At 66.9% G+C, this 13,746-nt stretch carries 10 protein-coding genes; 3 read left to right on the plus strand and 7 right to left on the minus strand.

The window, feature by feature from the left end:
- The first annotated feature begins 184 nt into the window (after positions 1-184).
- Positions 185-1,123 (plus strand): LysR substrate-binding domain-containing protein, encoded by a 939-nt coding sequence (locus QSJ95_RS19530; RefSeq protein ID WP_285644679.1) that lies wholly within the window; start codon positions 185-187, stop codon positions 1,121-1,123.
- Positions 1,124-1,207: 84 nt separating this feature from the next.
- On the opposite strand, the gene QSJ95_RS19535 is transcribed toward QSJ95_RS19530, so the two are convergent.
- The 6 genes from QSJ95_RS19535 to QSJ95_RS19560 all read right to left on the minus strand — a co-directional run bounded on the left by QSJ95_RS19535 (position 1,208) and on the right by QSJ95_RS19560 (position 9,333).
- Positions 1,208-2,557, minus strand: a complete 1,350-nt coding sequence (locus tag QSJ95_RS19535; protein ID WP_285644681.1) for an MmgE/PrpD family protein — start codon at positions 2,555-2,557, stop codon at positions 1,208-1,210.
- 67 nt (positions 2,558-2,624) lie between these two features.
- Complete coding sequence (gene proX, locus QSJ95_RS19540; protein WP_285644683.1) at positions 2,625-3,656, minus strand: glycine betaine/L-proline ABC transporter substrate-binding protein ProX; 1,032 nt, start codon at positions 3,654-3,656, stop codon at positions 2,625-2,627.
- Between the two features lie 64 nt (positions 3,657-3,720).
- Positions 3,721-4,668, minus strand: coding sequence for a glycine betaine/L-proline ABC transporter permease ProW (proW, locus tag QSJ95_RS19545; protein WP_285644686.1), 948 nt, complete (start codon positions 4,666-4,668; stop codon positions 3,721-3,723).
- 53 nt (positions 4,669-4,721) lie between these two features.
- The gene (locus QSJ95_RS19550; protein ID WP_281688080.1) at positions 4,722-5,888 is read right to left on the minus strand and encodes a quaternary amine ABC transporter ATP-binding protein; all 1,167 of its coding nucleotides are present in this window, start codon (positions 5,886-5,888) and stop codon (positions 4,722-4,724) included.
- A 1,227-nt stretch (positions 5,889-7,115) separates the two neighbouring features.
- A complete protein-coding gene (locus QSJ95_RS19555; RefSeq protein WP_285644688.1) occupies positions 7,116-7,997 on the minus strand; it encodes a DMT family transporter in 882 nt (293 codons plus the stop codon).
- Positions 7,998-8,121: 124 nt separating this feature from the next.
- On the minus strand, positions 8,122-9,333 hold the full coding sequence (locus QSJ95_RS19560; RefSeq protein WP_009620111.1) for an aromatic ring-hydroxylating oxygenase subunit alpha: 1,212 nt from the start codon (positions 9,331-9,333) through the stop codon (positions 8,122-8,124).
- Positions 9,334-9,575: 242 nt separating this feature from the next.
- On the opposite strand from QSJ95_RS19560, the gene QSJ95_RS19565 reads away from it, so the two are divergent.
- Entirely contained in the window at positions 9,576-10,526 is a 951-nt protein-coding gene (locus QSJ95_RS19565) for a LysR substrate-binding domain-containing protein (protein ID WP_069865379.1), read from the plus strand.
- Between the two features lie 26 nt (positions 10,527-10,552).
- Here QSJ95_RS19565 and souR read toward each other — a convergent pair whose 3' ends face one another.
- Positions 10,553-11,581: a transcriptional regulator SouR gene (gene souR / locus QSJ95_RS19570; RefSeq protein ID WP_009620109.1), complete on the minus strand. Its 1,029-nt coding sequence runs from the start codon at positions 11,579-11,581 to the stop codon at positions 10,553-10,555.
- A gap of 710 nt (positions 11,582-12,291) precedes the next feature.
- Between souR and QSJ95_RS19575 the strand changes: the two genes are divergently transcribed.
- Positions 12,292-13,611 (plus strand): NAD(P)/FAD-dependent oxidoreductase, encoded by a 1,320-nt coding sequence (locus tag QSJ95_RS19575; protein WP_285644693.1) that lies wholly within the window; start codon positions 12,292-12,294, stop codon positions 13,609-13,611.
- Positions 13,612-13,746: the final 135 nt, after the last annotated feature.

The following is a 13,746-nucleotide window of genomic DNA, read 5'->3' on the forward strand; positions in this document are numbered from 1 at the left end:
GTGGGATGTGTGAGGCCGATGATCGACAGGCCGGGGGCCGGCGACAAACGACTTCTGCGCTGCATTCGATTGACTTTTGGTTAATCGAAATACCCATGAATGGAAGGAAAGCGAGAAAGCACTGCCCTGCACGCTTGAGTTTTGCTTAACTGCCCAGGCGTCTTTCCATAACGGGTGAGCCCCCATGAGCAACCTCCGGCATTCGCTGCCGCCACTGAATGCGCTGCGGACTTTCGAGGCCGCCGCCCGCCACGGCAGTTTCAAGATGGCGGCGGAGGAGCTCTACGTGACCCAGGCGGCGGTCAGCCGCCAGATCCAGGTGCTGGAGGACTTCTACGGGCTCAAGCTGTTCCTGCGCGGCAACCGCAAGGTCGAGCTCACCGACGACGGGCATGCGCTGTACCTGGCCGCATCGTCGGCCCTGCACCACATCGCCAATGCCTCCAGCGACCTGTTGCGGCGCAACGGCCAGGATCATCTCGCCCTGATCACCACCACGGCCTTCGCCCAGCTGTGGCTGATGCCGCGGCTGAAGCAGCTGCGCGCGCAATATCCCGAACTGCAGCTGCACCTGATCAGCACCGAAGGCAACCCCGACTACCAGGAGAACTTCACCGCAGCGGTGACCCTGGGGCTGGAGGAACATCCGCGCTACGTGGCCGAGTACCTGTTTTCCGAGGAGGTGTTCCCGGTCTGCACCCCGGGCTTTCTCGAACAGCATCCCCAGGTCGCGACATTGCCGGGGCTGCTGGACGCCACCCTGCTCAACCTCAGCGCGAGCCACTGGAAGGCCAGGTTGTGGGCGCCCATCGACTGGGCGTTCTGGCTGCGGCAGTTCGGCCTGGACGTTTCCGGAAGCCGGGAGGCCATGAACTTCAGCCACTTCTCCATGCTCATGGATGCGGTGCACCAGGAGGTCGGCGTCGGCCTGGCCTGGCGGCACCTGGTCCAGCCGCAGCTGGACAGCGGCAGGCTGGTGCGCCCCCTGCAGGAAACCTACTTCGCCGACGACAGGAAGCACTACTTCGTCTGCCGCCGCGACCTGGTCGGCTCGACGGGCATCCGCATGCTCCGCGAGTGGCTGCTGGCGCAGACCCAGGCGCTGAGAAACCCGGCCCCGTAGCAGGGCGCCGCCTGGCGCTGGGCAAGGCGGCGGCCGCTGCGGTGAAGGCCATCGCTACAGACGATGGCCTCCCGGCCGCGGGGCTCAGGCGCCCTGCCCGGCCGCCTCGAACAGCAGCCCGAACAAGCCTTCGCAATCGGCGCTGGCGGGCAGCGCCGCTATCGCCCCGGCGATCTCCTGCCTGAGGGCCTCGTCCAGGGTGATGCCGGCCAGCAGGTCGAACTTGGCGCGGAACTCTTCGCGGCTCATGGCTGTAGCGGGGTCGCCCTTGGCCGCGGTCACCGGGCTGGTGAACACCTGGCCGTCCTTGAGCGACACCGAGACCCGAGAAAGGATCTCGTTGGGGAAGCGCGCGGAAAGCTCGTCGCTTTCGACGATGTCGACGCGCTGGCTGACGGCCAGGATGTCCGAGGCGTGCACCGCGTCCCCGGTCACCTCCAGCGGCCCCACCTGGCCACGCACGGCCAGGGCCGCCAGCGGGAAGGCCAGGGCGTACTGCGCCTCGTCGGCGTTGGTCGGTGTGTGCCCCTGCAAACGCATGGATTCGTGGAAGGTCTGCACCTTGATGCGCTCGATGTTCTCGCCGCGGATCTGCGGGTGCTCGGCCATCAGTGCAGTCAGCGCAGTCAGCGCCGGCTGGGCCCAGCGGCACACCGGCCAGGGCTTGAAGTACTGGGCATCGATCTCCCAGCGCTGGCACAGGTCGCGCCAGTGGCCGGCGACCTCGTCGAACTCGACCGTCTCGGCCGGGGCCCCGGTGACGCCGGCCTCGGCCAGCAGCAGCGCGTTGAGGCCGGCGAAAGCGCCGGCGCCATGGGCGTCCCGCAGCATGGAGGGGTGGTCCACCAGGCGCATCATCGGGCAGCGCGGGCCGAAATATTCGGCAATGCCCAGGGCGTGGCGGAACTGCTGTTCGTCGAAGCCCAGCAGGCGCGCGCCGCCGCACACCACGCCGATGCCGGAGAACGCGCCCGAGGCGTGGTATTGCGGCGCCGTGGCCATGAGCGCGGCGCCGGCGCGCAGGGCGGTTTCGTAGCCGATGGTCAGGGCGCTGAGCAGTTCCGCGCCACTGATGGTGCGGCCCTGCTGGCGGCAGGCGTCCACCAGGGCCAGCAGCGCCGGCACCACGGTGGCGCCGGCGTGGCCCTTGGAGGTGAAGTGGCCTTCGTGGGCATCCAGGCTGTCGACGCAGAAGCCGCCGGCCCAGGCCGCGCCCAGCGGGTGCACCGCGCGGCCGTCGAACAGCAGGCGGCTGGAAAGCACGCCCGCCGGGTAGTGGTTCAAGGCATAACGGCGCAGCGCCTGGCTGGTGGCGTTGTCGCGGGCGCCGGCGGCGACGCCGAGGATATCCAGCAGGCAGGTCTGCATAAGTTCGCGGGTGTGCGCGGGCGCCTGCTCGAAGCGGAATTCACGAACGAACGAATAGAGCGACATGTGGGGCTCCACAGACGGGGATCGGGAATCGGAGGAACGGGTGCCCGGCGGCGGGCACCCGTTGGCGTCACTGCTTGGCCTGGCTGGCGACCGCGCGCGAAGCCTGCAGCCAGCCGTCCCACTGCTGGCGGTGGGCGGCGATCCATTCCTGGGCGTGGCGGCGGACGTCGGCCGGCTTGTTCTCGCCCTTCTGCATGCGCAGGTTCTGCTGGCTTTCGTCGTCGGCGCTGATCTGCAGCTGAGAAAGGAACTTGAGCGCGACCGGGTTCTTGTCGGCGAAGTCCTTGTTCAGCAGCGCCTCTACCTTGTCGATGGCGAAGCCCAGGTTCTTGCCCTTGTAGGTGGTGTTCACGTCGTTGTTGCCGTCGGGCAGGTCGGTCTTGGGCACCTCCAGCCAGACCACGTCGCGGCCTTCCACCAGCACGCCGGCGATCCACTGCGGCACCCAGGTGAAGTAGAGGATCGGCTGGCCCTGCTTGTAGCGGGCGATGGTGTCGGCCATCAGGGCGAAGTAGGAGCCCTGGTTGACGTTGACGCTGTTCTCCAGGTCATAGGCCTTCATGTGGTGGGAGATCACCAGTTCGCAGCCCCAGCCGGGGTTGCAGCCGGTCAGATTGGCCTTGCCGTCGCCATCGGTGTCGAACAGCTTGGCGATCTCCGGTTTCTTCAGGTCGGTGATGTAGCGGATGTGGTACTGCTCGGCGGTCTTCTTGTCGATCAGGTAGCCCTGCAGCACGCCGGGGATCACGTCGCCGGCCTTGACCAGCGTGTGCGGCCCGTCGACCTTCTGGTAGAAGGCGTCGTGCAGCTTGTCCCAGAAGTGCACGGTGAAGTCCGCATCGCCATAGGACAGCGCCACCATCATCGCCGCGTATTCGGTTTCCTTCGGCTCCTGCACGTCGTAGCCCAGCTCGCGCAGGCCGGCCATGGCCAGCTCGCCGCGGAAGCGCTCCTCGGCGATCGGCGGGAAGATCGGCGTGACCTTCACCCCCTCCCCCGGCTTGTCCGCCGAAGCGGCCATCCCGTACAGCGACACCACGCTCAGGGTGATGGCCGCGGCACAGTGCACAAGCTTGTTCTTGAACGTCTCGAAATGCATCGCTGTATACCTCTTGTTCTTTTCGTTGGGTCGGCAGAATGAATGCAAAGCAGTGGCGGCTCGTTCAGGCCGCCTTGTGCGGCGCCGGCTGGCTGCCGAACAGGCGCAGCAGCAGGCCCACCGGGCCGCTGTGGTACCAGCGGCGGCTCGGGTCGGAACGGGTGCGCTCGCCCATGGCCTGGGTCAGGCGGTCGAGGAAGATCGCCAGCAGCACCAGGCCGACGCCACCGACCGTGGCCAGGCCCATGTCCAGGCGGCCGATGCCGCGCAGGACCATCTGGCCGAGCCCGCCGACGGAGATCATCGAGGCGATCACCACCATCGACAGCGACAGCATCAGCGTCTGGTTCACCCCGGCCATGATGGTCGGCGTGGCCAGCGGCAGCTGGACGCGCATCAGCATCTGCCGCGGCGTGCAGCCGAAGGCACGGGCCGCCTCGATCTTGTCTTCGGGCACCTGGCGGATGCCCAGGTTGGTCAGGCGCACCAGCGGCGGCACGGCGAACACGATGGTGACCAGCACGCCCGGCACGTTGCCGATGCCGAACAGCATCACCACCGGCACCAGGTAGACGAACGCCGGCAGCGTCTGCATGGCGTCGAGCAGCGGCCGCACGATGCGCTCGATGCGGTCGCTGCGGGCGGAGAGGATGCCCAGCGGGATGCCGATCACGGCGCAGAAGAGCACCGAGGTCAGCACCAGCGAAAGCGTGGTCATCGACTCGGACCACACGCCGATCAGCCCCAGCAAGGTCAGGGTGACGGCGCACAGCGCGCCCATGCGCGGCCCGGCGAGCTGCCAGCCGAACAGCGCCGCCAGCACGATGGCGATCGTCGGCGGAACGCTCTGCAGCACGTACTCGAAACCGTTGAGCACGTGGTCGATGGGCCAGCGAATGGCGTGGAAGACATCGCGGAAATTGCGTACCAGGAAATTCAGGCTGGTTTCGACCAAATCGCCCAGCGGAATGACCGCGTTCTGGAAGGGATCGAGGAAACTGGACTCGGACATGCTCGCTACCTGCTTCTAGGAATGACGAGGACGGCTGTTGCGCAAGGCTGCGCTCAGTGCCGGCTGAGGGTCTGCAACAGCTGGTTCTTGGAGATGGTGCCGTGCAGCGCGCCGCTGCGGTCCAGAACCGGCACCGGGTACGGCAGCTCGGCGACGATGTCGAGCACGTCGTGCAGCGGTGTGTCGGTGTAGACCGGGTGCCGCTCGTGCAGGGTGTAGTGCCCCGCGCCCGCCTCGCCCGCGGCGCCGGCTTCGGCGCCCATGACGCCCATCAGCTGGTTGCGCTCGTTGACCAGGTAGCTGTATGGCACGCCGGCTTTGGGCTGCGGCCCCTTGCCGTTGAGCCGGCAGAGCACCGCCTGGTCGAGTTCGGCGACGTCGCCGGCCTTGAGCACCCGCGAGCTGTCGAAGCCCTTGAAGAAGGTCCGCACGTAGTCGTTGGCGGGCTGGTTCAGCAGCTCCTGGGGGGTGCCGATCTGCACCACCCGGCCGCCTTCCATGATCGCGATGCGGTGGCCGATGCGGATGGCTTCCTCGATGTCGTGGGAGATGAAGATGATGGTGCGCTGCTGCTCGGCCTGCAGGCGCATCAGCTCGCCCTGCATCTCGTTGCGGATCAGCGGGTCGAGCGCCGAGAAGGCTTCGTCCATGAGCAGGATGGTGGGGTCGTTGGCCAGCGCCCGGGCCAGGCCGACGCGCTGCTGCATGCCGCCGGAGAGCTGGTGCGGGTAGCTGTGCTCGTGCCCTTCCAGGCCCACCTGGCGCAGCGCCTCGCGGGCCCGGCTGTGGCGTTCCTGCTCCCCTACCCCGGCGATCTCCAGGCCGAAGGCGGTGTTCTCCAGCACGCTCATGTGCGGCATCAGCGCGAAGGACTGGAACACCATGCCCATTTCCTTGCGCCGCACGTCGAGCAGGGCCTTGTCCGACAGCCCGGTGATCTCGCGGCCGTTGAGGTGGATGCTGCCGGAGGTGGGTTCGATCAGCCGGTTGAACAGGCGCACCATGGTGGACTTGCCGGAACCGGACAGGCCCATGATGACGAAGATTTCGCCACGCTTGACCGAGAAGCTGGCATCGAACACCCCGACGACATGCCCGGACTTGCGGAATATCTCGTTCTTGTCAGCGCCCTTGCGCAGCATCTCCATCGCCTCGTTAGGGCGCGGCCCGAAGACCTTGAAGATGTTGCGAACCGAAAGGATATCGTCGGTCTGACTCATACGTTCCTCACCTTATGCTTATTCTTGTGGCCAAGGTCTTGCTGCGGGGGACCTTGCGGCCTCGTAGCACCGGTACCGCCGGAAGAATCACGGCCGCCGCCGGCGGGGCGGCCCTTCCGTTGCGCAGAAGCTCCTGCAAGGCTTTACAGCGGCCGTCGAAGGCGACGGCGGCGTGTCTTCAAATTAGGGTTCCGCCTGTCGAGCGTCCAACGACATTTGTTCGCTCAAAACCATAACTTGATGTTATTGATCCGGGTCCGTGCCCTGTGCCACGGGGGCCTGGGGCGTTATGAGTCCTACATGGTTGAGCGGCTTGTTGGTTAGGCAGCATCCTTCAACCCCGTCATTCCCGCGAACGCGGGAACCCAGTTGCCTTGGTTTGGGTGTTTCTGCGCCGCACCGAGTCTGCCCGACCGTCTTGTTTCGCCCCCTCGGGCGAGTCCCTTTTGTCAAACGGTGGAAGGCCACCCCCGCAAAAAGGAACCAAAAAGGCTTGCCCCGCCATACGGGCCCGATGGAGCCGGGCTACCCTCACGAACTCCCCCGCCACGGAGGCCCGCCCCGAGGGTACGTCCCTGTAGCCCGCGGGGCTCTCGCGACATCCATGTCGCATGACCTCCTGAGCGCCGGTTTCGCTCGGCCTTCTGAAGGGGCGTTTCGGTGCGCGCGGATGTTTCTCTGGAAGTCCAAGAGCAAATGCGCTTTTGCTTTTCGTAGGAGCGAGCTTGCTCGCGAACCCCGCAGTCACTGGGTTATTCCCCTTCGGGCCAGCGCAAGCGCTGTTCGCGATGGAGCCGCGTCCCGCGTCCGCGGGAATGACGAGGGGGTAAGGAGTATCAGGATGACTCTGGACTTCCCGGCCACTCCGAACGGCCCCCTCTCCCTCCGGGAGAGGGCTGGGGTGAGGGCGCTCTTGAACCCAGCACCTACGCCACCGGCAAACCCCGTTCGCGAGCAAGCTCGCTCCTACAGTCATGGTGACATCGGCGCACTGGCCGACGAGGTGGAAGGATGGCGCCAGACCCCAGCCCCACTCAGGACAGCTCCCTCTCCCGCTTGCGGGAGAGGGTTGGGGAGAGGGCGCTCTCAAGCCCTGGTGCATGGCCCCCAGGCAAGCTCGGTCGTAGGAGCGGACTCCGTCCGCGATCGGATTCACCGGCCACGCCGGCCCCCCCCAGCGGCACAGCCAACGGCGTATAACCGCGAACGGTTATACGCCCTACGTTCCTAAGTCGCGGGCGCCAGCGGCGTTTCCGCGGGGCTCGGGCGGGCCAGGGCGACGGCGGCCAGCAGCACCATGCAGCCGCCGACGAGCATCGACAGGGTCAGCCGCTCGCCCATCAGCAGTACGGCGATCGCCACCGCCACCAGGGGCTCGACAGTGGACAGCGTGGCCGCCGCCGAAGGACCGATCGCCGGCGCCCCGGCAAGGAACGCGGCGACAGGTATCAGCGTGGCGAAGACCGCCAGCCCCAGGGTTGCCAGCCACGCCTGGCCACCCACCGGGAAGGCGGCGTGCTGGAACAGCGCGGCGACGGCGAAGGTGGCGGCGCAGCCCAGCAGGACGATGGCCGCCGAGGCCAGCGGGTGCTCATGGCGAACGCGGTGTGTGCCGTAGATGACCGCAGCTCCGTAGGCCATCGCCGCGAACAGTGCCCACAGCGCGCCGATGGAAGCGCCAGCCAGGCTCAGCCCCGTAGCCAGCGCCACCCCGCCCAGCGCCAGCAACAGGCTGAACAGCTTCAGCAGGCTGGTGCGTTCCCCCAGCCAGGCGATGGAAACCAGGGTGACGAAGGCCGGAAAGCTGTAGACGAGGATGATCGCCAGGCTCACCGAGCTGGCCCGACTGGCGCTGTAGTAGCCCAGCGCCGCCAGGCCGTAGCCCACGCCCAGCAGCAGGTTCTGCCGGACCAGGCGCAGGCTCGGCAAGCCGATGCGCTGCCGGTGCAGCAGCGCCAGCAGCACCGCGGCGGCGATGGAGAAGCGCGCCAGCAGCAGGCCGATCGGGTTGGCGCCGCCGGCATAGGCGAAGCTGGCGAACAACGGCTGCAGGCCATAGCAGAACGCGGCCAGCAGAACGAGAAGAAAGCCTCGGGAATGAGCGCTCATTCCGGGAAGAAAACGCGGGGTCCGCATGACCTGCTCCCTGGGTATCAGATCGACCGGGCATTCGAAAAAGCCCCGCTTCACCAGAGGGTGAAGCGGGGCCTGTCGGCAGCGAACGGGAAAGGAATCAGTCGGCCAAACGACTGGTCATCTCGGTGCAGTACCAATCCACGAACTGGCAGACGCCATTCTCGGCAATCGACGAGTACGGGCCCGGTTCGTATGCAGGCGAGTTCACCCCCGCCTGCGCGCCCTCGACCAGGCGCCGGTCCTGGTCGTTGGTGGCGATCCACACGCGGGTCAGGCGTTCCAGGTCGTAGTCGATGCCTTCCTGGGCATCCTTGGGCACCAGCCACTTGGTGGTCACCAGGGTCTCGTTGGGGCCCTGGGGCAGCACGCGGAAGCTCAGGGCGTGGTCGCCGAGGAAATGGTTCCAGGTGGAGGGGTAGTTGAAGTACAGCAGCGCACCGATGTTCGGCTCGCCGCTCTTGTCCAGGCGCCGCGCCACCGCCGGCTTGCCGTCCATGGTGTAGCTCACGGCGCCGGCCGAGAGCGGGATGCGCGTCATGCGGAACTGCCCGGCCTCGTCCATCACCAGGCGGCTGGGCAGGCCGGCGGCCTCGCAGCGGTCCCAGTGGGCGCTCAGCTCGGGGTCTTCCTCGCCGCCCACGCCGGCCACGGAGAGGTTCTCGACGAAGGAGTTGAGCAGCTCCGGGTGGGTGCCGTCGCAGTGGTAGCACTCGCGGTTGTTCTCGAACACCAGCTTCCAGTTGCCGCGCTCGACCAGGTTGGATTCGAAGGCGACCTTGCAGTCTTCCAGGTTGTGCGGCCCGATGAAGGGCGAGACCGCGTCGCGGAAGCGCGAGAAGTCCGGCGCGGTCTCGGCGACGCACACGTAGATGTAGGTGTTCACCACCTCGCAGTGCGCCAGCTTCAGGCCGTAGTCGGCCGGGTTGAATTCCGGGCCCATGTTGCCGGCGAACAGCAGCTTGCCGTCCAGGTCGAACACCCATTTGTGGTAGGGGCAGACCAGCTTGGCCACCTTGCCGCTGTTCTCCGTGCACACCTTGGAACCACGGTGCCGGCAGGCGTTGTGGAACGCCCGGACCTGGCCGTCGCCGCCGCGCACCACGGCGATGGGATAGTCGCCGATCTGCAGCGTCAGGTACTGGCCCGGCTTCTCCAGCTCGAAGGTGTGGCCGGCGAAGATCCACTCCTTGTGCCAGAGTTGCTCCAGGTCCTGGCGGTACACCTCGGGGTCGCTATAGACGGCGCGGGGCAGCGCGTGGCGGGCCTTGCGTTGGCGAATCAGGTCGAGCACAGCGGCTTTCTTATCCATTGTTGTATGCACTCCAGAGCAGGCGCGGTTTGGATCGGTGCATGCGTGGATCGGCTGGCGGCGGCGTCCGGCGCTGACGCAGGGGCCCTGCGGCGCGGAGGCTTTCTGTCGTCGGTCGCTTCGGCTAACCTCCATCCACGGAGCCTGCCAGCCCGCCGCGATCACAGCATTTGCGGCAGTCTAGGACCGGGGCCGACGCGAAAGAACCGACATTTTCTCCAAGGTCTTGATTACCTGAAGTTATGGTCAAACACACCGAACCCGATCAGACGCTGATCAAGATGCCGTCGCTGCGCGCGGTGAAGTCCTTCGTGGCCGCGGCCAAGTACCAGAACTTCACCCGGGCGGCCGAGGCGCTGTGCGTCACCCAGGCGGCGATCAGCCGGCAGATCCGCGAGCTGGAAACCTACCTGGGCGCCGACCTGTTCAAGCGCGTGGGCCGCGCCGTGGAGCTGACCCCGGCCGGCTCGATCTTCTTCGACGCCGTGCAGCTGTCCTTCGTCAACATCTCCCAGGCGGCCGAGCGCATCCGCCACAACAGCACGTCCAAGTCGATCGTCACCCTCTGCTGCTCACCGGCCTTCTCGGCGCTCTGGCTCGCCCACCGCCTGCCGGGCTTCTTCGAGGCCAACCCGGACGTGGAGCTGAACCTGATCACCACGCAGAACTTCCTCTCCATGGAGCCGGGAACCCGGCCCGACATCTTCATCACCAAGATGGCGAAGATCCGCGAGGGCTACCGCAGCTACCCGCTGGTCCACGACGTGATCTACCCGGTGTGCACCCCGGCCTACCTCGCCCGGCACCCGGAGATCGCCAGCCTGGAAGGCCTGTGCCAAGGCGTGCTGCTCAACCTCAGCCCCTACGGCCGCTCGCAGGTGGCCGAGCACGTCGACTGGAGCGTGTGGATGGCCTTCCAGAACATCGACCTGGACAACGGCCCGGGCAAGCGCCCGCACTTCTTCAACGCCAACGACTACAACCTGCTGGTGCAGATGGTCTTGAGCCACCAGGGCGTGGCGCTGGGCTGGAACCACCTGGTGGGGCACCTGGTGGCCAACGGTTCACTGGTGCGCCCCGTGGAACAGGAAGTGGTGCTGCACGACAGCCAGCACTACCTGACCTTCAACGAGGACAAGGAAGACGACGACGCCTGCCGCCGCCTGCGCGACTGGCTCATGGCGCAGTTCTGAGCGGCCGGGCCCGGCGGCCCGCCCCGCTACTTCGCCCTGGCGGAACGCACGCAGCCGTGGCGGATTTCCTTCGACGGCGGGTAGCCGAAGAACGAGGTGTAGCACTTGCTGAAGTGGCTCGGCGAAACGAAGCCGCAGGCCAGCGCCGCCTCCACCAGGGACAGGTCCGAATGTTGCAGCAGGCGGCGGCTCTCGGTGATGCGCAGCTCCAGGTAGTAACGCACCGGCGAGGTGCCCAGCTGCTCCTGGAACAGGCGTTCGAGCTGGCGCTTGGAACGGCCCACGCACTGTGACAGCTGGTCGGTGCTCAGCGGCTCCTCGATGTTCGCGCTCATCAGGTTGAGCACGTCGCGCAGCGGTTGCGACATCTTCTCGTGCAGCGCCGGGCGGGTCCGCCGGTAGCGGGATTCCTCGAAGGCCAGGATGTCCACCACGCCGTCGACCAGCTCGCGGCCATACAGGCGGTTGATCCATTCCAGCACCATGTTGAAGGCGCCGGCCGGGCTCCCCGCGGTCAGGCGGTTGCCGTCGACGATGTAGCTCTCGGCGGTCACCACGCTGTTCCTCGCCACCTCGGCGAGGGCCGCGCGGTTTTCCGGGTGCACCGCGCACTTGTGGCAGTCCAGCAGCCCCGCCTTGCCGAGGAACCAGGCGCCGTTCCACAGGCCGGCCAGGTCCACGCCCCGGTCGTCGGCGAGCTGCAGCAGGCGGTTGAGCGAGGGCAGCTCGCGCAGCGGAGTGCGCAGGCCGCCGCAGACCACCAGCAGGTCCAGGTCCAGATGACGGCTTTCCAGGGCGGCGGAGGGGCAGATGACCAGGCCCAGGTCGCTGGTCACCGGCTCGCCGTCCAGGCTGAAGGTGTGCGTCGAGAAGGCGCCCTCGCGGATCAGGTTGGCGGTGACCAGCGTGTCCAGCGCCTGGGTGAAGGCCGGCAGTGAAAAGTGCTCCAGCAGGACGAAGCCCACGCGTCGCTGACGCTGCGGCTCGGCCTTCTTCTCGGCCATGAAGCGGAGATTCTTGCCTTGCATGGCTTCGCTGAATTGTCGTCTTTCCACCGATGGCAGCCTCTATGAGTTCTTGTGGGCAGTTGCGGCGTTCATCAGCCTCGCGGCGGGCCTGGCAGGGCGACGCGGCGATGGCTGTTCTGTATACCGTCCGCAGGCAAATGTTATACAGGCGCTCTGCCTCCGGCCACTCCCCCACGCAGCCCGCAGGCCTGCGCAATCCCTCGACCCCGGTCATGGCTGGCTCGCAAGCGGCCTCGGCGCGCGCCGCCTGCTCTCGCGTCATAGCTGGCCGGAACCCTCGCCCCGGCAGTGGAAACACCTGTGCCCGCAAAGAAAACCCAGTGATTTCCGGCTGGGAAATGCCCGGCCGACAGAGGCGCCCGGGGCCCTCGCCAGCGCCTCTTCGGCGCCCGAAACCCGCTGTATGCGTATGAATTGATCCCAGAAAATGTAATTAGACACCCCGTCGGCGCGCTCCCTATAGTCATTCCACGAACGGCAGGGATCGCCGGCGACGGGCAGGAGGTCCTGCCCGCGCCCCGCACGAGCGGATGATCGACAGCACCCAACGACACGACCCGCAAGCCACAGCGGACATCTTCAAGGCGCACTTCGAAGCGTCGCACAGACGCCGGCATCGAGGCCGCGCCGCAACAGTGAAACTCGGGTAATCCCCCGACTCCGGTTTTCTCGCGTGAAGTGACTCACTCCACGCAACGGATAGCTATTGGCTGAAATAAATAGAACAGGCCCCTGAAATGACGAAGATCACCCATTTACCTGCCGATGACAAAAGCTGTGGCTGGTACCACCTGAGCAAGGCCAGACAACCCAGGCCCACGCATACCGGCCGGACTTCGGCACCTTGGGTGATCGTCGGAGCGGGCTTCACCGGGCTGGCCGCGGCGCGCCAGCTGGCGCTGCATTTCCCCCATGAGGAAATCGTCCTGGTCGAGGCCCAGGAAGTGGGCTTCGGCACCTCCGGGCGCAATGCCGGCTTCGCCATCGACCTGCCCCACGACATCGGCGCCGACGACTACATCGGCGACATCGACATCGCCAGGACCAGCCTCAAGCTCAACCTGATGGGCCAGGACCTGCTGCGCAACCAGGTGGAGCGGCACGGCATCGATTGCCAGATGAAGGCCTGCGGCAAATACCAGGCGGCCATCGAGGACCGCGGCATCGCCGTGCTGGAAGCCTATCGCCGCGGCCTGGACCGGCTCGGCCAGGCCTACGAGATGATCGAGGCCGACGCGCTGCCCGGGCACATTGGCACGCATTTCTACCGCAAGGCGCTGTTCACCCCCGGCACCGTGCTCATCCAGCCCTCCGCCCTGGTCAAGGGCCTGGCGGACAGCCTGCCGGCGAACGTCAGCCTCTACGAGAACACCCCTATCACCGAGGTGGAGTACGGCGACAAGGTCGTGCTCCGGCACGAGCGCGGCAGCTTCGTCGCCGACCGCCTGGTGCTCACCAACAACGCCTTCGGCATGAGCTTCGGCTTCCTGCGCGGCAAGATGCTGCCGATCTTCACCTATGCCAGCATCACCCGCCCGCTGACCGCCGAGGAACAGGCGCGCCTCGGCGGCAAGCCCTACTGGGGCGTCATCCCGGCGGACCCGTTCGGCACCACGGTGCGCCGCACGCCCGACAACCGCCTGCTGATCCGCAACAGCTTCAGCTTCAACCCCGACGGGCGCAGCAACGCCAAGTACCTGGAGCGCTTCGTCAACCGCCACCAGGCCTCCTTCGCCAGCCGCTTCCCGATGCTGCCCGAGGTCGATTTCGAATACACCTGGGGCGGCGCGCTGGCCCTGTCGCGCAACCATTCGGGCTACTTCGGGCAACTGGCCGCCAACGTCTTTGGCGCGCTGTGCTGCAACGGCCTGGGCGTTACCCGCGGCACGGTTACCGGCAAGCTGCTGGCCGACTGGCTGGCCGGCGAGCGCAGCGAGCTCATCGACTTCCTGCTGAACTCGCCGGGCCCCAACGGCAACCCGCCGCAGCCGTTCCTCTCCGCGGGCGTCAACCTGAACCTGAAATGGGGGCAATACCGCGCCGGCAAGGAAAGCTGAGCCCCGCCCCGGTCATTTGCCAGGGAACCTCCGGCCGAGATTGGCCGCACGACACGATTCCCGGCGTGCAGACCTGAAGCCGCAGCGATGCGTACCCGCCGGCCGAAGCGCCTTCGGCTGCCGGGCGCGCGCTGC

The sequence above is a fragment of the Pseudomonas sp. NBRC 100443 genome (assembly GCF_030268185.1).
Lineage (GTDB): Bacteria > Pseudomonadota > Gammaproteobacteria > Pseudomonadales > Pseudomonadaceae > Pseudomonas > Pseudomonas citronellolis.

What these genes read in the sequence shown, in the direction of transcription:
- QSJ95_RS19530 (WP_285644679.1), top strand. Translation starts at nt 185, where the DNA reads ATGAGCAACCTCCGGCATTCGCTGCCGCCACTGAATGCGCTGCGGACT.
- QSJ95_RS19535 (WP_285644681.1), bottom strand. Translation starts at nt 2,557, where the DNA reads ATGTCGCTCTATTCGTTCGTTCGTGAATTCCGCTTCGAGCAGGCGCCC.
- QSJ95_RS19565 (WP_069865379.1), top strand. Translation starts at nt 9,576, where the DNA reads ATGGTCAAACACACCGAACCCGATCAGACGCTGATCAAGATGCCGTCG.
- QSJ95_RS19575 (WP_285644693.1), top strand. Translation starts at nt 12,292, where the DNA reads ATGACGAAGATCACCCATTTACCTGCCGATGACAAAAGCTGTGGCTGG.
- proX (WP_285644683.1), bottom strand. Translation starts at nt 3,656, where the DNA reads ATGCATTTCGAGACGTTCAAGAACAAGCTTGTGCACTGTGCCGCGGCC.
- proW (WP_285644686.1), bottom strand. Translation starts at nt 4,668, where the DNA reads ATGTCCGAGTCCAGTTTCCTCGATCCCTTCCAGAACGCGGTCATTCCG.
- QSJ95_RS19560 (WP_009620111.1), bottom strand. Translation starts at nt 9,333, where the DNA reads ATGGATAAGAAAGCCGCTGTGCTCGACCTGATTCGCCAACGCAAGGCC.
- QSJ95_RS19555 (WP_285644688.1), bottom strand. Translation starts at nt 7,997, where the DNA reads ATGAGCGCTCATTCCCGAGGCTTTCTTCTCGTTCTGCTGGCCGCGTTC.
- QSJ95_RS19550 (WP_281688080.1), bottom strand. Translation starts at nt 5,888, where the DNA reads ATGAGTCAGACCGACGATATCCTTTCGGTTCGCAACATCTTCAAGGTC.